Source organism: Nocardia sp. NPDC059180, assembly GCF_042754945.1.
In the GTDB taxonomy this organism is placed as follows: Bacteria; Actinomycetota; Actinomycetes; order Mycobacteriales; family Mycobacteriaceae; genus Nocardia.
This window is the reverse complement of the sequence record NZ_JBHZBU010000014.1, coordinates 17,914-38,290: the sequence shown is the minus strand read 5'-3', so window position 1 is coordinate 38,290 and position 20,377 is coordinate 17,914. Positions and strand designations below refer to the sequence as shown.

The following is a 20,377-nucleotide window of genomic DNA, read 5'->3' as shown; positions in this document are numbered from 1 at the left end:
ACCGATGACCGGAGGTCCGCAATGTCCCTGCTGAAGATTCGTCGCCGTCCGGAACCCGTTGTCGCCCTGAACGACCGGGACCGTCGGCTGGTATGGCGTACGGCCGCGCTGCTGCTGGACTACCCGAGCGCGGACACCCTGAAGGTGCTCGATCAGCTGGCCGACGCCGTCGCGCAGCTCCCGGAGCCGATCCGGGCACACCTCGAGGCCGTCATCGAGCATCTGCGCACCACACCCGCGCTGGAACTGGCCGCCCAGTACGTCGAAACCTTCGATATGCGTCGCCGCGCCAGCCTGCACCTCACCTTCTACGCCTACGGTGACACCCGTAAACGTGGGATGGCACTGCTGCGGTTCAAGCACGCCTACCGGCATGCCGGGGTCGAACTCGGCGACGAGGAACTGCCCGACCATCTGCCGGTGCTGCTGGAATTCGCGGCAACCGTCGACCCGATCGGCGGCGAGCGCCTGCTCGGTGAGCATGTTCCGGTGCTGGAGTTGCTGCGGTTGTCGTTGTCGGACAACGGTTCCCCGTACGCGGGTGTCCTCGCGGCAGTCGTCGCCACCCTGCCCCCGCTGACCACCGCCGACCGGCGCAAGATCGCCGAGCTCGCCGCCCAGGGCCCGCCGGAGGAAGAGGTCGGTCTCGACCCCTTCGCCATGGATCCCACGATGTTCGCCCAAGCAGAAGGCCGCCGATGAACACCCCACTGCACCTGCCGACCGAACTGTGGCTGATCCTGCCCTACATCGCCTTCACCTCGTTCGTGCTCGGCCATATCTGGCGCTACCGCAACGACCAGTTCGGCTGGACCACCCGGTCCTCACAGGTCTATGAGAGCCGGTTGCTGCGGCTGGGCAGCCCGCTGTTCCACTTCGGCATGGTCGGCGTATTCGGCGGGCACGTGCTCGGTGTGCTGATCCCGGAGTCGTGGACCGAGGCGGTCGGCATCAATGAGCACACCTACCACCTGATCGCCGTCGGCGCCGGTTCGGTGGCCGGGCTGTCGGTGCTCGCCGGTGTCGGCATCCTGCTCTACCGCCGCTTCACGGTGACCGCAGTCCGCAAGGCGACCACCGCCAACGACAAACTGATGTACGCGCTGCTCACGGCAGCACTGGTGACCGGCCTGATGAACACCTGGGGCGCCAACCTGCTCTTCGGCACCTACAACTACCGCGAAACCGTCTCCCCCTGGTTCCGCAGCCTGTTCACCCTCAACCCGCAGCCCGAACTCATGGTCGACACCCCGTGGCCGTTCCAACTCCACGGTCTCGTCGTGCTGACCCTGGTCGGCCTGTGGCCCTACACCCGCCTGGTCCACATGTTCAGCGCGCCGATCGGGTACCTGGTGCGGCCGTATGTCGTGTACCGCAGCAAGGAAGTCGCGGCGCCGGACAAGCGGCGGTACTCGCGGGCGTGGGATTCACCGGTGACGCCGGAGCGGTGGCGGTAGCCGCAGTCTGTTACAAGCGACGTCGCTCAGACGAGGGCTGCATCGGCGAGGGCTCGCGCCGCCTCGTCGGGCGCATAGCTCGCCAGCGCAGCGACAAGGTCCCGGATCCCTTCACGAGTGGATGCAGGCAACCTCGCATGGCGTGCGACGTCGAGTTCGTTGGCGATCGTCAGCACCGCGAAGTCGGACAGGTCAGCTCCCTGTATCACCCTCGATCCGCCGGTGAACCGGTCGATCACGGGCAAGGGTTGCCGCCCGAGTTCACGGTAGGTCCGCTCTCGGTCGCATGCACCGTAGAGGTACACCAACTCCTCCGCATCGCGCCCGATGACGTTGTCGAGGCGCCCCCGGTCGGCGGTCGGCAGGAGGGCATGCGCGAATCCGTCCGTCCCGTATGACGCGTGGCAGATCGCGGCCAGCCGCGTGCGTGGCGTGGCGTTCCATTCGACCGTGAGCGCATGCAGCCGCCGCAGGTGGGCGTGCAGGGTTCCCCCCGGATGGTCGATCTGTTCGGTCCCGAGGCTGCGCTGCAGATCGAACGCGCGACGTACGGCCTGGTCAGTAGCAAGCCAGTTGGTGGCGTTGGTCGCCACGATGCGCGCAAGTTCGGTAGGGGATTCTCGGGCCACCAGATGGCCGGCATCCGGCACGCAGGTAACGGTCACACGGCGGTTGGCCACACGGAGCCGTTCTGCACCGGCATCGGCGAGCGGCGACCGCGCGCCGCGCACGAGTAGGACGGGCAGATCCAACGCCGCAGCCGTCGCGCTCAGCTCGGGACCCGACGAGAGAATATCCTCCACGAGATCGGCGTGTTGATCGAGAAGCCCGAGATCACCGAGCCAGGAGCGCACCCGGTCCGGATCAGGATCTGCAACGACATCCACCAGCACCAGACCGGCGACTCGATGCGCGACGGCCGGTTCGGCAAGCGCGGCGATGGCGGCGAGTCCACCGAGGGATGCTCCCACCACGACGACTGGCGTCGGCTCGCGCCGCACCATCTCGGTCACGTCGTCGGCTACCGCCCGAAGGGTTGTCGCTTGCCCGGTGTTCTCGCCGTGACCGCGCAGATCGAAGGCCACCGTCCGTAGCCCATACGCAGCAATTCCCGCCGCGACCGGTGCCCAGACGCCGCGGCGCTCTCCGCCCGCATGGAGCAGCAAGACCGTCGGTCCGGTGCCGGTCTCGGTGGCCCGCACAGTGATATCGCCCAGATTTACAGTGAGGTCGGTCATCGGTGATCCCCATGCTCGGTGATTGTTCACCGGCTCGGTGCATTAAGCCGGCGATGATTCTGTGTACGGGTCGGCACCCACCTCGTTCTCTGTGTCCATCCGGGTGAGTCAGAGAATCGGGGCCGGGTTGCCGCCCTGGGCCCACGCCAATCATCGACGACACAAACAACCGGGTCAATCCTCGGTTTCCCTTTGTCAGCCCCCAAGTTTCAGCTTTGAGCGTCGGCTGGGCCGTCCGCCGCCGGGAAGCGCTGACTCCCTTGGCCCGCACCTTCGCAGACCTCGTCGAGCACCGTTGCCGGGACCAACGACACACGACGACGAATGAAGCGGCTAGGCAAGCCACGAATCCGGCAAATCCGGAGCGGTGGTACAGCCGACCGTCGTCGCCTCCTACCGGCGCGATTCGGCGTGTCGCTTCGCAACACTCGAGCGCGCCGCCGAACACACCGACGGCAACCGATTTCACCCAGGAAATCGAACATGCTTTCGCATGATGAGCCATAAAGTTTCGCCATGGTCGGTTCCCCCCACGAGGCGATGCACCGTATATTCCAGCACGATCCAGGCGTGTTCGCGCGCGCCGTACGCGCGCTCGGGCTACCTTTTCTCGATCCGACCGAGGTCGCCCTGCTACCGACCGACCTGACCGAAACACGACCACTGGAACGTCGGGTCGACACATTGCTGCGGATCACCACCGCGCACGGTGCCTTTCTTCTACTGGTCGAGGCCCAGGGAAAGGTCGACCACCTCGAGCCAGCAGCGTGGGCGTATTACCTATCGCATCTGTACGCCAAATACCGGCTTCCACCCGTACTTCTCATCGTCTGCCAGGATCAGAAGACGGCCCGCTGGGCTCGCCGCCCACCCGCCATCGGCGCACCCTTCCGCCGTAGCCTGATCGTCCACCCGATCGTTCTGGGCCCGCACAATGTCCCGGCTGTCACCGATCCGAGAATCGCAGCGTCCGATATACCCCTGGCGGCGCTATCCGCCGTCACCCATGCCAACGAACCCGATATTGATGCCATACTGAACGCGCTGGCCAGGGCACTGCATGGGTTCGACGAGGATCAGTCGATCTTCGCTGAACTCACCGAAATGGGGCTCGGCACCAGCCCGGCCGCCAAGACATGGAGGAAACTGATGTCTGTGGACCTGTCATTCTTCCGCTCCGAGAGTTCGCAGCGGTTGCGCGCCGAAGGGCGCGTCGAAGGGCAAGTCGAGGGAGTCTGCGAAAGCATTCTGCGCGTACTCGAACGCCGCGGCGTCGGGGTATCCGCCCCAGCCCGGGACCGCATCGAGGCCTGCGATGACCGCGATACCTTGTATCACTGGCTGGACAGGGCATTGGTCGTCGACGACACCGACGAACTATTTCGCGCTTGACGTCACACGCCGGACATGCTCGGTGAACACGTCACGGACAGCACATGGCTGTTGACTCCGAAGCGATCCAAGGCGCTCGGATCGGCCAGGAAGTCGAAGGATGCACTATCGACACCTTCCAGCCTTCCTACCAGCGTGTCGTAGAGTTCAACCGCAAGGCGCCTCACTCCTGGTAATCCCAACCGGCCAGGAGGGATACGCCGCATTCGGAAAGCAGCTCGAACAATCGCTCGGCATAGCGGGTGCGCTTACCGTTTCCATGTCACAGACCACGCTCTGCGGATAGCCGACCCTTGTCGCTAGATCACGCTGCGTCCAGCTCTGCGCCAATCGGGCCTGTTGAATGGCCAACCCCAGGTCATAGGGGCTCCGGATGTGCGCCGTTCGATGGGCCGCAGCCGCCTCCACTCCAGGTTTGATCGCGATTTCGCGATCAAACCGCGTGATCACGATTTGGCGATCAAGCAAAGTCCAGCATCTCCTCGCCGACCATCACAAACCGCCGTCCCCTCGGCCACCCGATGGGTGTTCGACGGGAAATCCGCATCGGCGCGATGGTGGGTAGACACGCCCGGACCCGAATGTTCGACGTTGTGGTCAATACCGTCAACTACGTATGTGACACGCTCGACGGGACGCAATCCGGTGTGGCGATGCTGCTGGCCGCCAACGGGTTCGGCACCATGCTCGTCGCGCTCTCGCTGCCTCGCGTGTTCGACCGTGTCGGCGCGCGTCCGGTGCTGCTGACAGGTGCGGCAACCTTTGTCACGGGTCTCGTCGCGGCCCCAAACCCTCGGGAAACAACGAACTTCCGAGCCTGTCACCCCCGCCGGGTAGGCTGAGCTCGGATCCCGAGGGGGCGGGGCCACGGGCACGATCCGAGTTCCCCCGCTGAACGCAGGAGCGAAGGAGCTTAGGCATGAAGGCCATCATTGTGTGCACCTCGGTTTCTCACGGCAACACCAAACGAGTTGCCGATGTCATGGGGCAGGTGCTCGGCGCAAGCGTGGTCGAGCCGGGACAGGTCGATACTGCCCAGCTCGCCACATATGACCTTGTGGGATTCGGCTCGGGTATCCGCAATATGGATTTCTATCCGCAGCTGCGCGAGTTCATCGGAGCACTATCGACGAGTGAATGGCCGAAAGCCTTCGTCTTCGCCACCAGCGGGTTTCCCGAACCACCGTTCCGGCGCTACGTCGACGGTCTCGTCGGGAAGCTCGAACAGAAGGGCTTCGACGTGGTCGACACCTTCGCCTGCCGAGGGTTCGACACATGGCTTCCATTGAAGCTGGTCGGCGGTATTCGCAAGGGCCACCCCGATGACAACGACCTCGCGGCTGCGCGTGCGTTCGCCGAAGGGCTGCGCACTCGAGTCGAGACCAGCTCCTGATCGTTCGTCGAGCGGTCGACCGATCGGGGGACTCGGCGGCCCTCAGCGGTCGCCGAACTCGGGTGATGAGTCCGGGCGTCAGGTCTTGGGCGGAAGCGAGCGAGCGAACTCGACACCTCGGGTGACCCACTCGCGCAGGTTGGTGTCGTCGTCGACATGCGACGCCTCGACCCGCAGCCAGCCGGTCATTTCGCGACTGCCCATGATTGCCGTCGTGACGGCGTCGTCATCGACGAGCTGCCCGCCCAGCTCGGGGCCGACCCGCACCAGCAACCCGCCCTTACCGCTGGCCGCCAGCGCCATATTGCCGCCCACCAGAAACGCCAGACCACCGAACATCTTGCGTTCGGTGATGGTCGGCCCTGGTTCGATGAGGTCCCGGATGCGCTCGGCCAATTCCTCGTCGTATGCCATGGCTCACAGTGTGGACCCGGGCACCGACATACCGGGCCCGGATCGGCGCCGGGCCCGGTATGTGGGTACAGGTCAGGCTCCGTCGTAGGCATCCTGCAATGCCTGCGCGTCCAGCTTGGACATCGTGCGCATCGCGGTGCCGACGGCAATGGTCTTGGCGGGGTCGTCACCGCCCATCAGCTTGGGCAGGATCGACGGCACCACCTGCCAGGACAGCCCGAAGCGGTCGGTGAGCCACCCGCACGGACCGGGCTCACCACCTGCGGTCAGCGCGTCCCAGAGCCGGTCGACCTCCTCCTGCGAGTCGACGATGATCTGCAATGACGCCGCATCGGTCTGCGGATGCCCCGGCCCGCCGTTCATCAGCGTGACCGCTTGCCCGTCGAGATCGAGCGTGACGACGAACGCCGACCCGTCGGCCGTGCGACTGATCTCCACCACCCGCGAATTCGGCACCACCGACGCATAGAACTCGCCGGCCTCCTCGGCAGCGCTCTCGAACCACAGGAATGTGTTGACGCTGGACATGATGTTCTCCTCCACTCGGAAATGGTGTGCTGTCATCCGGTGGTCGGAGCCGGGCCGACCGGATCGACACATCTCGATCGGTTTCCTCGAGATTTTTTTCTGATCGGCATCCTCGGAGGGCGGACGGGCGTAAACGGCCTACCCCGACATCGAGCGCTGATAGCGTTTCGACATGATTACCGGTGCGCATTCCATCGTCTACGCGAGCGACGCCGAAGCGGCGCGAGCGTTCTTCAAGGACGTACTCGGCTTGGCCAATGTGGATGCCGGGCACGGCTGGTTGATCTTCAAGTCCCCTCCCGCCGAGCTGGCGGTCCATCCCACCGGCTCGCCGGACAGTGGGCGCGTGGAGCTGTATCTGATGTGCGACGACCTCGCAAAAACCATCGCTGAACTGCGCGGCAAGGGTGTCGAGGTCGCTGATGAGGTCGAGGAGGCCGGGTGGGGCAGGGTCACCAGGTTGACTGTGCCCGGTGCAGGCGAGATCGGCCTGTACGAGCCGCTGCATCCGACCGCGAACGACCTGGACTGAACGGTCGGCGCGGCCCCATGGCGGTCACGGTTCTGCTCGGCGGCGACGTCATGCTCGGGCGTGGCGTCGACCAGATCCTGCCGCACCCCGGGCGTCCCGAACTTCGTGAGCCGTGGGTACGCGACGCTCGGCATTACGTCGAGGCCGCCGAGCGCGCCAGCGGCCCGATCCCACGCCCGGTCGACTTCGCGTGGCCATGGGGCGAGGTACCGCGCATCCTCGATGACCTCGCGCCCGATGTCCGGCTGCTCAATCTGGAAACCGCGATCACCGCGGATGGCGCCTTCGAGCCGAACAAGGGCATTCACTACCGGATGCATCCCGGCAATATCGCGGCCCTCACCGCGATCAGGCCCGACGCCTGCGCGCTCGGCAACAATCACTCCCTCGATTTCGGACGTCGCGGTCTCGCCGACACACTGGAGACGCTGGACGGTGCGCATATCCAGCCGGTGGGTGCGGGCAGCGATCTTGCCGAGGCCCGTTCTCCGGCGATCGTGCCACTGGCGGACGGGCGCCGAGCCGTGATCGTCTCCCTGGGTGCACGGACCAGCGGGACGCCCGCGTCATGGGCGGCCGAGGCCGGTCGATCGGGGCTGTGGTGGATCGACCATCCTTCCGCTCGGCATGCCGTCGAGGTCGCCGCGCAGCTGTCGGCACATCGGCGCACCGGCGATGTCGTGATCGTCTCGGTGCACTGGGGGCCCAACTGGGGCTACGGAATAGGCAGGAGCGAGCAGGAGTTCGCGCACCGGCTGATCACCGGGGGTGTCGATATCGTGCACGGGCATTCCGCGCACCATCCGCGGCCGATCGAGATCTACCGCGGCAGGCCCATCCTGTACGGCTGCGGCGATGTCATCGACGACTACGAAGGCATCGGCGGCCACGAATCGTATCGGCCCGATCTGCGGCTGCTGTATCTGGTCACCATCGACGGCGCGGACCTCGCAGTGCGGATGCTGCCGCTGTGTATCCGGCGGATTCGGCTGCAACGTACCGACCGAGAGCAAACGCGCTGGCTGCGAACCCGGCTCGAGGACATCAGCGTCGGATTCGGCACCCGGGTCCATCTCGGCGACGACGACCTGCTGAGGATCTGACTGCCGGCGCCACCTGTACGGGATACTGCTGGTCGATGGTGTCCGCGAGCAGCGGTCGATCGGCGGAATTCGACCGGCACTATCGTCGGATGAATGCCGGCGGGCTCCGGAGCAGGACAGCATGCATGCGTCCCGGGCTCTACCGCCGCACCCGGCAACGACAGTTCATTCGATGGTGAGGTGTGCGCGATGTCCGACGGTGACGAGAATCCTTGGGCCGCGGCGTCCGATGACGAGACGAGGACTGCCCTCGCCGACGCACTGAACCGGTTCCCTCGCCGAACCGTCGAACCGGATGACCACAAGCCCGCGGCGGTCGCGATCGCCATCGTGACATCCCCCGCAGGGCCCGGGATCTGGCTGACCGAACGCGCACCTACCTTGCGTGCTCACGCCGGGCAGCTGGCATTGCCCGGCGGTCGGCTCGACGCCGGCGAGGACACGGTGGCGGCGGCGCTACGGGAATTGCACGAGGAGCTGGGTGTCGAACTCGAGCGATCGGATGTGCTCGGCCAACTCGACGACTATCCGACCAGATCCGGCTACATCATGACTCCGGTGGTCGCCTGGGTCGGCGACGATCCCGGCGTGACACCGAACCCCGCGGAAGTCGCGATCGTGCACCGGATCCCGTTCACCGAACTCGATGTCGCGCCCAGGTTCGGCAGCATCCCGGGATCCGACAGGCCGCTTATTCAGCTGCCGCTCCTTGGTGGTTTTCTGCACGCCCCGACCGCGGCGATTCTGTACCAGTTCCGCGAGGTGGCGTTGCATCGCAGGCATACGAGGGTCGATCACATGGAACAGCCCCGCTTCGCCTGGGAATGAGGCGGGCTGTAGTTCGAATCCGCCCCTACACCCCGAGCGCGGGCGCGAAGACCGACCACGACTGGTGCAGATCGTCCTGCCAGTAGGCCCACGCATGCGTGCCCTGACGCAGGTTGACCGTCGCCGGGATCCGCTGAGCAGCGAGGCTGTCGACGAGCGGACGGGTGCATCCGCTCACGAAGGTCTCCATGACACCGCCGACGAGCATGCGATCGGCCAGTTTGATCGGGTTGCCGTTGATATCGGGCGCACCGAGGCTCTCGTGGACACCGGGCCCGCCGTTGCCGGACGAGACGTAGACCGCGAGCCCGCGCAAACGGTCCAGGTGCAGCATGGGGTCGTGGTCGGTCCAAGCCGGATGGCCGGGCGGACCCCACATATTGGCGGCGTTGGCGCCGAAGACCCCGAGCTGGGAGAACACCGTGGCGACGGCCATCGGATCACTGGTTCGGGTGCAACCGCTGAACGCGCCCACCGCCTGGTAGAGGCCGGGCGAGCGGATCGCCAGGTTCAGCGCCGATGTGGCCGACATCGACAGGCCCGCAACGGCATTGCGGCCGGTCGTCTGGAACCTGTCCGCGAGCAGCGGCGGCAGTTCTCTGCTCAGGAACGTCTCCCACTGATTGCGGCCGAGCACCGGATCGTCGGCGAGCCAGTCGGTGTAGTAGCTGGCCCGCCCACTCATCGGCACAACCACATTGACGTGCTTGTTCGAAAAGAACTGCGCCACATCGGTACGCCGTGTCCACGGCCCACCGTCCTCCCCGCCGTCGACCGCGTTCAGCAGGTACAGCGTCGGCGCACCTGCACCGGGATGCGACATCCACAGGGTGATCGGCCGATTCATGGCAGCCGAATGGACCACGACCTCGAGTTCCCGGCCACCCAGCGGGCGCACCGAAAGAATCGTTGAATCACCGGGCGCGGCGACCGCCGAAGCGGGGAAGATCACCGACACCACCGCGGTGGGTAGCAGCAAAGCGCCGAGCGCGAGGAGGGACACCAGGCATCGCGGGAGCCGGTACATGACTGGTGTTCTATCACGCCGTCACGGTGCGTCGGCCGTATTCGTCGGCGTGTTCACCGAGTATGTCCGCCCGAACGGGATCGACCGTACGGATCGACGACCTCCCGCGCATGGGGCGCCTACCGCCGCCACCGCGCCATGTCATGGGTGACATTTTTCCACCCTTGTGGGGACGCGCGCCGTAGCGGTCGCATCATATGTTTGCCTCCCCCTGCTGGCACCGGGCCGGAGCAAACACGAAGCGGATCCATGACAATGAGCGAAGACGACGTTGCGGTCATTATGCATACCGCCCCGATCAATGCCACGCCGACGAGCACACAAGATGGTGAAAGCGCGAACGAATCCGCTGAGAGTTCGAGGGGTTCCGGTGACATCGAGCGTGAGCTCCAAGACGCCCGAGCCGCACTGGCCGAAGCAAAGGACGAGCTCGAGGATGCAAGGGCTGCGGAGGAAGAGGCGCGCGGTCCGCATGACGATGCCTTGGAACGCTTCGGACGTCGTGAGGATGAACTATGGCGCGACGCCATCGATGCCGAAAACCGTCGAAAGAATTTCGAAAGAACCGGCGAGCATCCGACTACCGGCGAATCTATATCCCCGGACACTGACGAATACTACGAAATTCTGAATGAATTGCGGGCCGAAGAAGATCGCTTGGAGAAGATCGCTTGGGAGCATTCCTTCAGCCTCGGCAGCAATCCGGAGCACGATGCGTACCACGATGCGCGATCCAAGGTACGGGATCTCGAGATAGAGGTCGAAGAGCTGAAGGACCAGATCGGGGCGCTCGAGAAGGCGCGAACACTCGAAAAGGTTCGCGCAACCCGGCGACTGGTGCGGAACCGAAAACCGCCCGAGAAGGCTGAAGTCGCCTTCATCGGCAAGAGGTACCTGCCTCTGGCAGTCACGGCGACCGCACTACTCGGCTTGCTGGTCGGCTGGACTTGGCTCCTGAACCTCGACCCCAAGACTCCGACGCCGATTCCGGGACCGAGACCATCTGTCTCGGTACCCGCCGTCGGCGGCGGCACTCCTGTCGACAACGATGTCGAACCTCCCATCAACAGCTCCACCGATCCCGGCGGCGAGATAGCCGTCTCACCAGGAGCAGCAGAGCCGGATACGTATGTACCGCCTGCCGTAGTTCCTGGTCTGGACACTGCAGGTGCGCCCGCTCCTGTGCCGACACAGGAGCCGAAAATCGAAACCGAGGGACAACGCTTGCCCACGCCGGGTCCCGGACCGGCGCATAGTCCCGAACAAGCCGCAGGCCGTATGCGTGAGAGTGGACAACCGTCACTACCCCACGCGGGGCCATTCACCACGAGGGAACCAACGGTTGGCGCCGCACCCGAAGGCGGAACAGGCAACACGTGGATGCCGGATAGCGCCATCCCCGGAGTGGCGATTCCCGAAGGCAATATTCCCGGGATCGGAACCGACTCGACCACTGACGGCTACCCTCAGCTCCCTGGGTCCGGAACCGGGAATGCCGCGACGCAACCTCGAGCGGGGGCCGGTGAGTACCTGCCACCGGTGCAGAGATCTATCCCCGACGACTCCATTCGGGGTGAGGTCAGCCCCGGCAGCGTATTTACGAAGTAGTTGGTCGAGTATGTGCGCGCCGGCGGAGGCACGGGGGTCGTCCGCCCGGCCTCACCGAACCCGGGTCTGCACCAATTCCCTGGCCGCCACCCGATAACGCTCCGCGATGAGCCGCACAACCGCCGGGTGGACGCCGATCGGTGCGGCTACGCCGTCGGCACCCGCCTCGTGCAGGCGCTGATGGAACAGCCCATGCGCAAGCAAGTACGACGCGATGAAGACGCGCTCGGCACCGGACTCGCGCAGTTCCGCGACGACCTCCGGCACCCGGGGCGCCCCGGTGGCGACGTAGGCGATGCGGATGGGGCTGCCGAGGTGTTCGGCGAGCATGCCTGCGGCTCTGCGGACGTCTTGGCGGGCGCGGGCGTCGGAGGAGCCTGCGGCGGCGAAGACCACCGCGTCGCCGCGACGCCAACCTGCTGCGCGCAAACGCAATTGCATGATCCTGGCCAGCGCGGGGTCGGGGCCCATGGCGGGTGTCACCGCGACAGATGGGTGGGCGCTCTCGGTGATCTCGCGTGGCACGTCCTGGTAGACGTGGTAGCCCGATGCCAGGAACGCCGGAACGACCACAGCCGGAACGGAATCCGCACGGTCGGCCAGATCGCGCAGCACCTCCGACGGCGAGGGCCCCAGCACGTCGACGAACGCTGTGCGTACGCGGGGCACGCCGCCGAGTTCATCCGGGCCGTCGAGGGCCGGGCGGTCGAGCTCGCGCGCCACCGCCTCGGCCAGGCTCGCGATCATCTGCACGCCCTTGGTGCTGCGGGTGCCGTGCGCCACCAGCACCAGCGCGGGCGCGCTCACCAGGTCACCGCCTGCGCAAAGCGTGGTGCCCGGGTCGGCGTTCCGACTCCGGGCACCACGGCACGTGGGTTGTTGTCGGTACATTCGGCCGGGTCGAGCGCCAATCGGTAGCCACGTTTGACCACGGTCTGAATGGCTTTCGGCGTGCCGAGACCCGCACGCAGCCGGGCGATCGCGGTCTCCACGGCGTGGGTGTCGTCACCGCCGCCGGGCAATGCCGACAGCAGATCCTCCCGCGACACCACCCGGCCGGGCTGGCGCGCCAGCGAACGCATCAACGACATCGGCGCGGGGGCGAGCTGACGCACGGTGCCGTCCACGACCACACAGCCGCCGCGCACACTGATGGTGTGCCCGGCCGCATGGATCCGGTTGGCCCGCCGCGGCAATTCCTCGGCGACGTGACGCGCGAGCGCACCGAGCCGCGCCCTGGCGGGCTGCGATGTTGGCACTCCGAGTTCTTCGAGCGGCGCCGCGGTGATCGGACCGACGCACGCGGCCAGCACCCGACCACGCAAAGCGTGCAGCAAACCTTCCAGCAGCCCGGTTTCCTTGGCACGCATCAGCATCGACGCCACAGCGGGCGCGCTGGTGAAGGTGACGCAGTCCAGGTTGGAGGTCACCACGGCCTCGATCAGCTGGTCCATCGGCCCCTGATCGGCGGGCGGAGTCCAGCGGTAGACCGGTACCGGCACCACATCGGCGCCCGCGCAGCGCAGCACCTCACAGAAGTCGGGGACCGGCTCCCATTCGGTGGTCGCGCCGTGCAGCTGCACCGCGATCCGCACACCTTCGACACCCTCGGCGAGCAGATGGTCGAGCACCTCGGCCGAGGACTCGGACGCAGGCGACCATTCCTCACGCAGTTCGGCGGCGCGGATGGCGCCCTTGGCTTTCGGGCCGCGGGCCACCACCCTGGTGCTCGCCAGAGTGTCGCGCAGCTGTTCGGCCAGCCCCCAGCCCTCGGCGGCTTCCATCCAGCCGCGGAAGCCGATGCCGGTGGTGGCGACGGTGATCTGCGGCGGATCGTCGACGAGCCTTCGGGTCACCCGTTCGAGCTCGTTGTCGTCGGCCAGCGGGATGATGCGAATGGCGGGCGCGGACATGATGGTCGCGCCGCGCCGGGTGAGCAGGGTGGCGAACTCTTCCGAACGCCGGGCGGCCGTGAGTCCGACCGTGAACCCCGCGAGCGACGCGCTCGCGTCTGGAATCGTCATGCCGGTCCGTCCATGTCCATACCGCCGACGACGGGCTCATTGGACACCGAGACGATGCCGTCGTCGACGCGCACCCGGTACACCGGCAGCGATACCGAGTCGTCGTCGAGGCAGCGGCCGTCGATCAGTGAGAACGCCTGCTTGAGCAGTGGCGAAGCCACCACGGGCACGCCGGCACGGTCGCCGACGAGCCCGCGCGACATCACCGCGGCACGTCCGAACGGGTCGATATTGCCGACGGCGTACACCGAGCCGTCGGAATGCAGGAACAGTGCGGCCTGGCGGCCGCCCTTCAGCAACACCGCAACGCCGCGGCCTGGGATCAGGTAGTCGAGACGGCAGGCCTGGGTCCATCCAGTGGTGGCCGGGGCAGTGCCGGTGGTTTCGATCACGGTCATCGGGGTCCTCCTCCAAACGCCTTACTCATTGGTACCGGCGCCCTGTTTCCTCGCGGTTAAGCCGTCATTTCCCGGGCGTAGCAGTTGCGGCGGCAGGCATATCGGGCAGGCCGAGCAGCACCGGGACCTTCCGCTCGCCGCTGTCGTCGAACGAAATCGTCGGATCGGTCTCCTCGGGAGCGTTGACGAAGGACACGAAACGCGACAGCTTGTCCTCGTCCTCGAGCACCGCGGCCCACTCGTCGCGGTAGCCGTCGACATGCTTGGCCATGGCCGCTTCCAGATCGCCTGCGATACCGAGGCTGTCCTCGCAGACCACCTGCTTGACGTAGTCGATGCCGCCCTCGAGCGATTCCTGCCACGGCGCGGTGCGCTGCAGCCGGTCGGCGGTGCGGATGTAGAACATCAAGTAGCGGTCGATGTAGGAGATCAGGGTGTCGTCGTCGAGCTCACCGGCCAGCAGGACGGCGTGCTTGGGGGTCAGACCACCATTTCCGCCGACGTAGAGGTTCCAGCCGTTCTCGGTGGCGATGACGCCGACATCCTTGCCGCGCGCCTCGGCACATTCGCGAGCGCAACCCGAGACGGCCAGCTTGAGCTTGTGCGGCGATCGCAGACCGCGGTAGCGCTTCTCCAGCAGCACGGCCATGCCGACCGAATCCTGCTGACCGTAGCGGCACCAGGTGGAGCCGACACAGCTCTTGACCGTGCGCAGCGACTTGCCGTACGCGTGACCGGATTCCATGCCCGCGTCGACGAGTCGCTTCCAGATCTGCGGCAGCTGATCCACGCTGGCACCGAACAGGTCGATGCGCTGGCCACCGGTGACCTTCACGTAGAGGTCGAACTCCTTGGCGACCTCGCCGATGACGATCAGCTGTTCGGCGGTGACCTCACCGCCGGGCATCCGCGGCACCACCGAGTAGGTGCCGTTCTTCTGCAGGTTGGCCAGGAAGTGGTCGTTGGTGTCCTGCAGCGCGGCCTGCTCACCGTCGAGGATGTGCTCGCTCGAGGTGGAGGCGAGGATGGAGGCGACGGTGGGCTTGCAGATATCGCAGCCCGCGCCCTTGCCGTACTTGCCGATCAGCTCGGAGAAGGTGCGGATGCCGGTGACCTGCACGATGTCGAACAGCTCGGCCCGCGACTGCGCGAAGTGCTCACACAGCGCCTTGGACATCTCCACGCCGGACTGCTCGAGCAGCTTCTTGATCATCGGCACACAGCCACCGCAGGAGGTACCGGCGTTGGTGCAGCTCTTGATTCCCGCGATATCGCAGGCGCCGTCGGCGATGGCACCGCAGATGGCGCCCTTGCTGACGTTGTTGCAGGAGCAGATCTGAGCGTCGTCGGGCAGCGCGTCGGCGCCGAGTTCGGCTCCGGCCGGGGAGATCAGCGCGGCAGGCTCGGCGGGCAGCGGACGCCCGACCAGCGGGCGCAGCGCCGCGTACTGGGTGGCGTCACCGACCAGGATGCCGCCTAGCAGGGTCTGCGCGTCATCGGAGATGACCAGCTTGGCGTAGGTGCCCTTGGCGGCATCGTGCAGCACCACCGACAGCGCGCCCTCGGTGGTGCCGTGCGCGTCACCGAAGCTGGCGACGTCGACGCCGAGCAGCTTCAGCTTGGTGGACATGTCGGCGCCGGGGAATTCGCCCGCGCCGCCGAGCAGGCGGTCGGCGACTATCTCGGCGGTGGTGTAGCCGGGCGCGACCAGGCCGTAGCAGATGCCCTCGACCGCGGCGCATTCGCCGACGGCGTAGATGTTCGGGTCGGAGGTCTGCAGGCCGAGGTCGGTGATGATGCCGCCGCGCGGGCCCACCTCGAGGCCGGCCTCACGGGCGATCTCGTCGCGCGGGCGGATACCGGCGGAGAACACGACCATCGCGGCGTCGATGGTGGAGTCATCGGAGAGGGTGATCTTGAGCTTGGTGGCCGGGTCCGCGCCCTCGACCTGTTCGATCGAGGACGTGCCGACACCGGTGTGGACGTGCAGGCCCAGATCGGTGACCAGCTTCTCCAGGATGGCACCGCCGCCTTCGTCGATCTGGGCGGGCATCAAGCGGTCGTTGAATTCGACGACGTGCGGGGTCATGCCGAGCAGCCGCAGCGCGTTGGCCGCCTCCAGGCCGAGCAGACCGCCACCGACAACGACACCGTGCGCGCCGGCGCCCGCCGCCGCGGCGGTGTCACGAATGCCGTCGAGGTCGTCGAGGGTGCGGTAGACGAAGCATCCGTCGTTGTCGTGGCCGGGCACCGGCGGTACGAAGGCGTAGGAGCCGGTGGCCAGCACCAGCGCGTCGTAGCCGATGGTCTCGCCGGCGGAGGTGGTGAGCTTGCGGGCGGCGCGGTCGATGGATTCGGCGCGCTGGCCCAGCCGCAGCTCGACCAGGTCGTCGCCTGCGTACTCGTTACCGGGCAGGGCGAGCGCGCTCGCGTCCCAGGCGCCGACGTAGGACGACAGGCCCACGCGGTCGTAGGCGGCCAGCTTTTCCTCACTGAGGACGATGACCTGCCACTGGCCTGCCTCGTCCCGGGAACGCAGCGCTTCCACGAACCGGTGTCCGACCATTCCATGGCCTGCGACCACCACGGTCTTGCGCTGAGTGGGTTCGACTGTCGAGTTCATGACTGTCCCTCCGTGGATGATCGGTGTCAGGCGCGAGCCGACGAATTGGTGGACCGAGTGGTGGAGTTGGCGGCCTCGGCTTTCAGAACCAGGGCCTCGGCTTCGACCACGACGTCGGTGCCGGATTCGCTTGCCCGCAGGCTCGGCCTGCGCAGGAACACCGCCCAGGTGACGATGGCGCAGGCGACGTAGAAGCCCATGAACACCCAGAAGGCGGTGGTCGCGGACTGCGTGGACGCGTAAGACGAGCGCAGCACCAGGTTGATGCCGACACCACCGAGCGCTCCGATGGCGCCGACGAACCCGATCAGCGCACCCGAGGTGTTCTGCGACCAGGCGGCCTGCTCGACCGGGCTCGCGTCCAAGCTCTTGGACTTGGCGTCGAAGACCGAAGGGATGATCTTGGTGACCGACCCGTTGCCGAGTCCGGACAGGATGAACAGGGCCACGAAGCCGAGCGTCAGCACCGTCATGACCGCGCCGGAGGGGCCGCCCGCGGTGCCGTCACCGACGGTGGAGGCAACCGCGACCACGACTGCGGCGACCGTCATCGCGGCGAAGATGACCATGCTGACCTTGCTGCCACCGATCCGGTCGGCCAGCTTGCCGCCGTAGGGGCGGGCCAGCGAACCGAGCAGCGGGCCGATGAACGCGATCTGCGCGGCATGCAGGGTGGCCTGCATCGGGGTGTCACCGCCGGCCAGGAAGCTGATCTGCAGGATCTGGCCGAAGGCGAAGCTGTAGCCGATGAACGATCCGAAAGTGCCGATGTAGAGGAAGGCGATGGCCCACGACTGCGGCACCTTCAGCGCGGTGACCATGTAGGACAGGTCGGCCTTCTGGTTGCGCAGATTGTCCATGAACAGGGCCGCGCCAACGCCCGCCACCGCGATGAGCACCAGGTAGATCGCGCAGATGATCGAGGCGTAGCCGTTGCCGAGCGTGGCGATGATCAGCAGCCCGAGCAGCTGGATCACCGGAACGCCGATGTTGCCGCCGCCTGCGTTCATACCCAGCGCCCAGCCCTTGAGCCGCTGTGGGTAGAAGGCATTGATATTGGTCATCGACGAGGCGAAGTTGCCGCCGCCGAGGCCGGCGAAGGCCGCCACGACCAGGAAGGTGGTGTAGGAGGTGCCTGGCTGGTTGATGAAGTACAGCGTCAGCAGGGCCGGCACCAGCAGCGCGATCGCGCTGAAGACCGTCCAGTTGCGACCGCCGAACTTCGCGGTGGCCACGGTGTAGGGAATCCGCAGCACCGCGCCGACCAGCGTCGGAACCGCCACCAGGAAGAACTTGCCCGCCGCGTCGATGCCGAAGGTCTCCGTCGGCATGAACAGCACCATGACCGACCAGATCGACCAGATGGAGAAACCGATGTGCTCGGCGACGACCGACCAGATCAGGTTGCGCTTGGCGATGTCCTTGCCGCCTGCTTCCCAGGCAGCGACATCCTCGGCATCCCAGTGCTCGAGGTTGCGGTTACGCGTCAGCGTGCTCAACGGGCCTCCCAAAATCGGTTGGCCCCACGGTAGGAAACGGGTATTGCCGAAATGCTGCGGGAAATGACCGTCAAATCAACGGTTGCTCACGAATCCGGGCGAATCGGGGTGAGATGTTTCAGGCATATGACGCAACCGTTTCCGGACGTGTCCAATCGCCTGATCACGCGAATCGGCGCGGTGAGGTCGCCTGACAGCATGACGTGCGTCACGCTCGGCCGCAACCCCTACGGGAAACGGCCGCAATCAGATCCGGCGCCGCACCTCGGAAAAGAGGCGCGGCGCCGGATGATCGGCTCAGCGTGCGGACCAGGTGTCCTCGAGCATGCGCGGCTTGCAGGCCTGCCAGGCACCGGCGAGCAACACCAGCACCGCGACGCCGAGGAAGGCGAACGGCGCCGCGTACCCGCCGGTGGCGGTGTGCAGCATGCCGAACAGCACCGGCCCGGCGCACGCCACCGCGTAGCCGACACCCTGGGTGAAGCCCGACAGCGCCGCGGAGCCGGCCGGGGTACGGGTGCGCAGGTTGATCAGGGTGAGCGCCATCGGGAAGGTGCTCGGGCCGAGGCCGAGCACGATCACCCACAGGATCGGCGCGCTCATCGGCGCGATCAGCAGGGCGGTGAAGGCCACGAAGAAACACACCGCGCAGCCGATCACCACGGGGAACGGGTTGGCCATGCGGGCAGCGACGGTAGGCGCGGTCAGCGCGGCGACCAGGCCGACCACCGCGAACAACGCGACCATGGAGCCACCGAAGGCCGCGCTCGCGCCCGCGTCGGCGAAGATCGTCGGCAGCCAGGTGAACATGGAGTACGTCGTCAGCGAGGTCATGCCGAACATGCCCGCCATGCCCCAGGCGACCGGTGAGCGCCAGGCCTTGCCGGTGGCGGCGTGCCCGTCGGCGGGCAGCGCGGTGGTGTCGACCTTGTCGCGACCGCGCCGGTCACGCAGCACCCCGAACCACGGCACGGCCGCCACGAAGCCGAGCAGCGCCCACATACCCAGCGAGATCCGCCATCCGTGCGATTCGGCGACCGGCACCGCGACCAGCGCGGGCAGCACGGTACCGATCTGCACCATGGTGATGTAGAGCGCGCTGACGATGGCGAGCCGGTCCGGGAAATAGCGCTTGACCAGCGGCGGGATCACCACATTGCCGATGCCCATGCCACCGAGGGCGAGGGCCGAGAAGACGAACAGTTCCGCGGTGCCCGAGACGAACACCCGGATGAGCATGCCGAGACCGGCCATGAGCATGGCGGCCAACGCGGTGCGCTCCAGGCCGAGCCTGCGCACCATCAGCGGCGTCAGCAGACCCGACAGCGAGAACATCAGGGTGGGGATCATGCCGAACACACCGACGACCGCGGTGCCGTAGCCGATCTCGTGCCCGATCTCCTCGGCCAGCGGGCTGAAGGCGGTGACCGCGACGCGCAGCACGAGCGCCGACATGATGATCGCCGCGAGTACGAGCAGCCGGCCTTCGGTCAGCGCACGGCGACGCTGGGCCGTCTGCGCGCCGGCAGGGCTACTGGTGGTCTCGGGCAGGGTTGCGGTCACCGAGAAATCATAGGATGACCGGATGACGGGAGCAAGCCGATGTGACGAGCGGTACCCTGTTGCGGTGCAACCCGTCCGCCGCACCAGTCTCATCGCGCAGGTCACCGAACAGCTCCGGGCCGAAATCCGCTCGGGCCGTTGGGCGATCGGTTCGCGTATACCCACCGAGCCGGAGCTCGCCGAACTCACCGGCACCGGCCGAAATACGCTGCGGGAGGCGGTGCAGGCCCTCGTCCATGCCGGGATGCTCGAGCGCAGACAGGGTTCGGGCACCTATGTGATCGCCAGCTCCGAGGTGAGCGGCGCGCTGGCCAAGTACTTCGCCGACGCCCAGGAACGCGACATCCTCGAGCTGCGTCAGGCCCTCGACACCACCGCGGCCGCCCTCGCGGCTCAACGTCGCGACGAGACCGATATCGCGACCATGCGACAGCTGCTCGAAGAACGCGGCCAGTCCTGGGACGAGGACAACCCCGCCGCCATCGAAGCCGACGTCCAGCTGCATCGCGCCATCGTGGTCGCCAGTCACAACGCGGTGTATCTGGAGTTCTACGACTCGCTACTGCCCGTCATCGAGGCCGGCATCCGTTCCAGAACCTCGAAGTACGGCGATTCCTACGACGCGGAGCACCGCGAATTGGTACAGGCCGTCATCGACGGGGACGCCGACCGCGCCGCCCAAACCGCACGCTGCTTCCTCGGCTCCCTGCTCGCCGAATACCCGGCACCGGGTAGCGAGAGCGCGTAACC

The 20,377-nt window shown here is 66.7% G+C and carries 20 protein-coding genes; 10 read left to right on the top strand and 10 right to left on the bottom strand.

What is annotated here, in order from left to right; translation table 11 throughout:
• The first annotated feature begins 21 nt into the window (after nt 1–21).
• Both narJ and narI read left to right on the top strand, forming a co-directional pair.
• Nucleotides 22–702 (top strand): nitrate reductase molybdenum cofactor assembly chaperone, encoded by a 681-nt coding sequence (narJ, locus tag ACFXNW_RS29805; RefSeq protein ID WP_379421140.1) that lies wholly within the window; start codon nt 22–24, stop codon nt 700–702.
• Nucleotides 699–1,457, top strand: coding sequence for a respiratory nitrate reductase subunit gamma (narI, locus tag ACFXNW_RS29800; protein ID WP_379421139.1), 759 nt, complete (start codon nt 699–701; stop codon nt 1,455–1,457). The genes narJ and narI overlap by 4 nt, the downstream gene beginning before the upstream one ends.
• A gap of 26 nt (nt 1,458–1,483) precedes the next feature.
• On the opposite strand, the gene ACFXNW_RS29795 is transcribed toward narI, so the two are convergent.
• Nucleotides 1,484–2,695, bottom strand: a complete 1,212-nt coding sequence (locus tag ACFXNW_RS29795; RefSeq protein WP_379421138.1) for an alpha/beta fold hydrolase — start codon at nt 2,693–2,695, stop codon at nt 1,484–1,486.
• Nucleotides 2,696–3,211: 516 nt separating this feature from the next.
• Here ACFXNW_RS29795 and ACFXNW_RS29790 point away from each other — a divergent pair.
• The 3 genes from ACFXNW_RS29790 (at nt 3,212) to ACFXNW_RS29780 (ending at nt 5,480) form a co-directional block, all read left to right on the top strand.
• Nucleotides 3,212–4,087: a hypothetical protein gene (locus ACFXNW_RS29790; protein ID WP_379421137.1), complete on the top strand. Its 876-nt coding sequence runs from the start codon at nt 3,212–3,214 to the stop codon at nt 4,085–4,087.
• Nucleotides 4,088–4,668: 581 nt separating this feature from the next.
• On the top strand, nt 4,669–4,929 hold the full coding sequence (locus ACFXNW_RS29785; protein WP_379421136.1) for a hypothetical protein: 261 nt from the start codon (nt 4,669–4,671) through the stop codon (nt 4,927–4,929).
• Nucleotides 4,930–5,006: 77 nt separating this feature from the next.
• Nucleotides 5,007–5,480: a flavodoxin family protein gene (locus tag ACFXNW_RS29780; RefSeq protein WP_379421135.1), complete on the top strand. Its 474-nt coding sequence runs from the start codon at nt 5,007–5,009 to the stop codon at nt 5,478–5,480.
• Between the two features lie 78 nt (nt 5,481–5,558).
• Here the strand turns inward: ACFXNW_RS29780 and ACFXNW_RS29775 are convergent, their stop codons facing one another.
• Both ACFXNW_RS29775 and ACFXNW_RS29770 read right to left on the bottom strand, forming a co-directional pair.
• On the bottom strand, nt 5,559–5,894 hold the full coding sequence (locus ACFXNW_RS29775) for a TfoX/Sxy family protein (protein ID WP_379421134.1): 336 nt from the start codon (nt 5,892–5,894) through the stop codon (nt 5,559–5,561).
• 72 nt (nt 5,895–5,966) lie between these two features.
• On the bottom strand, nt 5,967–6,422 hold the full coding sequence (locus ACFXNW_RS29770; RefSeq protein ID WP_379421133.1) for a VOC family protein: 456 nt from the start codon (nt 6,420–6,422) through the stop codon (nt 5,967–5,969).
• Nucleotides 6,423–6,594: 172 nt separating this feature from the next.
• On the opposite strand from ACFXNW_RS29770, the gene ACFXNW_RS29765 reads away from it, so the two are divergent.
• From ACFXNW_RS29765 to ACFXNW_RS29755, 3 genes are all read left to right on the top strand, one after another.
• Nucleotides 6,595–6,954 carry a VOC family protein gene (locus ACFXNW_RS29765; protein WP_379421132.1) on the top strand — a complete coding sequence of 120 codons (360 nt, stop codon included), beginning with the start codon at nt 6,595–6,597 and terminating at the stop codon, nt 6,952–6,954.
• Nucleotides 6,955–6,971: 17 nt separating this feature from the next.
• The gene (locus ACFXNW_RS29760) at nt 6,972–8,057 is read left to right on the top strand and encodes a CapA family protein (RefSeq protein ID WP_379421131.1); all 1,086 of its coding nucleotides are present in this window, start codon (nt 6,972–6,974) and stop codon (nt 8,055–8,057) included.
• Between the two features lie 189 nt (nt 8,058–8,246).
• On the top strand, nt 8,247–8,885 hold the full coding sequence (locus ACFXNW_RS29755; RefSeq protein WP_379421130.1) for an NUDIX hydrolase: 639 nt from the start codon (nt 8,247–8,249) through the stop codon (nt 8,883–8,885).
• Between the two features lie 25 nt (nt 8,886–8,910).
• Here ACFXNW_RS29755 and ACFXNW_RS29750 read toward each other — a convergent pair whose 3' ends face one another.
• Nucleotides 8,911–9,912, bottom strand: coding sequence for an alpha/beta hydrolase (locus tag ACFXNW_RS29750; RefSeq protein WP_379421129.1), 1,002 nt, complete (start codon nt 9,910–9,912; stop codon nt 8,911–8,913).
• Between the two features lie 255 nt (nt 9,913–10,167).
• Between ACFXNW_RS29750 and ACFXNW_RS29745 the strand changes: the two genes are divergently transcribed.
• Nucleotides 10,168–11,520, top strand: a complete 1,353-nt coding sequence (locus ACFXNW_RS29745; RefSeq protein ID WP_379421128.1) for a hypothetical protein — start codon at nt 10,168–10,170, stop codon at nt 11,518–11,520.
• Between the two features lie 51 nt (nt 11,521–11,571).
• Here ACFXNW_RS29745 and ACFXNW_RS29740 read toward each other — a convergent pair whose 3' ends face one another.
• The 6 genes from ACFXNW_RS29740 to ACFXNW_RS29715 all read right to left on the bottom strand — a co-directional run bounded on the left by ACFXNW_RS29740 (nt 11,572) and on the right by ACFXNW_RS29715 (nt 19,627).
• Entirely contained in the window at nt 11,572–12,327 is a 756-nt protein-coding gene (locus tag ACFXNW_RS29740; protein WP_379421127.1) for a sirohydrochlorin chelatase, read from the bottom strand.
• Nucleotides 12,324–13,544 (bottom strand): uroporphyrinogen-III synthase, encoded by a 1,221-nt coding sequence (locus tag ACFXNW_RS29735; RefSeq protein WP_379421126.1) that lies wholly within the window; start codon nt 13,542–13,544, stop codon nt 12,324–12,326. The genes ACFXNW_RS29740 and ACFXNW_RS29735 overlap by 4 nt, the downstream gene beginning before the upstream one ends.
• Nucleotides 13,541–13,942: a nitrite reductase small subunit NirD gene (gene nirD, locus ACFXNW_RS29730; RefSeq protein WP_379421125.1), complete on the bottom strand. Its 402-nt coding sequence runs from the start codon at nt 13,940–13,942 to the stop codon at nt 13,541–13,543. The genes ACFXNW_RS29735 and nirD overlap by 4 nt, the downstream gene beginning before the upstream one ends.
• 64 nt (nt 13,943–14,006) lie before the next feature.
• The gene (gene nirB, locus ACFXNW_RS29725; protein ID WP_379421124.1) at nt 14,007–16,565 is read right to left on the bottom strand and encodes a nitrite reductase large subunit NirB; all 2,559 of its coding nucleotides are present in this window, start codon (nt 16,563–16,565) and stop codon (nt 14,007–14,009) included.
• Nucleotides 16,566–16,591: 26 nt separating this feature from the next.
• Entirely contained in the window at nt 16,592–18,064 is a 1,473-nt protein-coding gene (locus ACFXNW_RS29720) for a nitrate/nitrite transporter (protein WP_379421123.1), read from the bottom strand.
• 297 nt (nt 18,065–18,361) lie between these two features.
• The gene (locus ACFXNW_RS29715) at nt 18,362–19,627 is read right to left on the bottom strand and encodes a CynX/NimT family MFS transporter (protein WP_379421122.1); all 1,266 of its coding nucleotides are present in this window, start codon (nt 19,625–19,627) and stop codon (nt 18,362–18,364) included.
• A gap of 64 nt (nt 19,628–19,691) precedes the next feature.
• Between ACFXNW_RS29715 and ACFXNW_RS29710 the strand changes: the two genes are divergently transcribed.
• Nucleotides 19,692–20,375 carry a FadR/GntR family transcriptional regulator gene (locus tag ACFXNW_RS29710; protein WP_379421121.1) on the top strand — a complete coding sequence of 228 codons (684 nt, stop codon included), beginning with the start codon at nt 19,692–19,694 and terminating at the stop codon, nt 20,373–20,375.
• The last annotated feature ends 2 nt before the right edge of the window (nt 20,376–20,377 follow it).

Bases quoted from the DNA above. Each gene is read 5' to 3' on its own strand.
- narJ (WP_379421140.1), top strand. From the start codon at position 22: ATGTCCCTGCTGAAGATTCGTCGCCGTCCGGAACCCGTTGTCGCCCTG.
- ACFXNW_RS29765 (WP_379421132.1), top strand. From the start codon at position 6,595: ATGATTACCGGTGCGCATTCCATCGTCTACGCGAGCGACGCCGAAGCG.
- ACFXNW_RS29755 (WP_379421130.1), top strand. From the start codon at position 8,247: ATGTCCGACGGTGACGAGAATCCTTGGGCCGCGGCGTCCGATGACGAG.
- ACFXNW_RS29735 (WP_379421126.1), bottom strand. From the start codon at position 13,544: ATGACGATTCCAGACGCGAGCGCGTCGCTCGCGGGGTTCACGGTCGGA.
- ACFXNW_RS29785 (WP_379421136.1), top strand. From the start codon at position 4,669: ATGTTCGACGTTGTGGTCAATACCGTCAACTACGTATGTGACACGCTC.
- nirD (WP_379421125.1), bottom strand. From the start codon at position 13,942: ATGACCGTGATCGAAACCACCGGCACTGCCCCGGCCACCACTGGATGG.
- ACFXNW_RS29745 (WP_379421128.1), top strand. From the start codon at position 10,168: ATGAGCGAAGACGACGTTGCGGTCATTATGCATACCGCCCCGATCAAT.
- ACFXNW_RS29790 (WP_379421137.1), top strand. From the start codon at position 3,212: ATGGTCGGTTCCCCCCACGAGGCGATGCACCGTATATTCCAGCACGAT.
- ACFXNW_RS29770 (WP_379421133.1), bottom strand. From the start codon at position 6,422: ATGTCCAGCGTCAACACATTCCTGTGGTTCGAGAGCGCTGCCGAGGAG.
- ACFXNW_RS29775 (WP_379421134.1), bottom strand. From the start codon at position 5,894: ATGGCATACGACGAGGAATTGGCCGAGCGCATCCGGGACCTCATCGAA.
- nirB (WP_379421124.1), bottom strand. From the start codon at position 16,565: ATGAACTCGACAGTCGAACCCACTCAGCGCAAGACCGTGGTGGTCGCA.
- narI (WP_379421139.1), top strand. From the start codon at position 699: ATGAACACCCCACTGCACCTGCCGACCGAACTGTGGCTGATCCTGCCC.
- ACFXNW_RS29795 (WP_379421138.1), bottom strand. From the start codon at position 2,695: ATGACCGACCTCACTGTAAATCTGGGCGATATCACTGTGCGGGCCACC.
- ACFXNW_RS29780 (WP_379421135.1), top strand. From the start codon at position 5,007: ATGAAGGCCATCATTGTGTGCACCTCGGTTTCTCACGGCAACACCAAA.
- ACFXNW_RS29750 (WP_379421129.1), bottom strand. From the start codon at position 9,912: ATGTACCGGCTCCCGCGATGCCTGGTGTCCCTCCTCGCGCTCGGCGCT.
- ACFXNW_RS29760 (WP_379421131.1), top strand. From the start codon at position 6,972: ATGGCGGTCACGGTTCTGCTCGGCGGCGACGTCATGCTCGGGCGTGGC.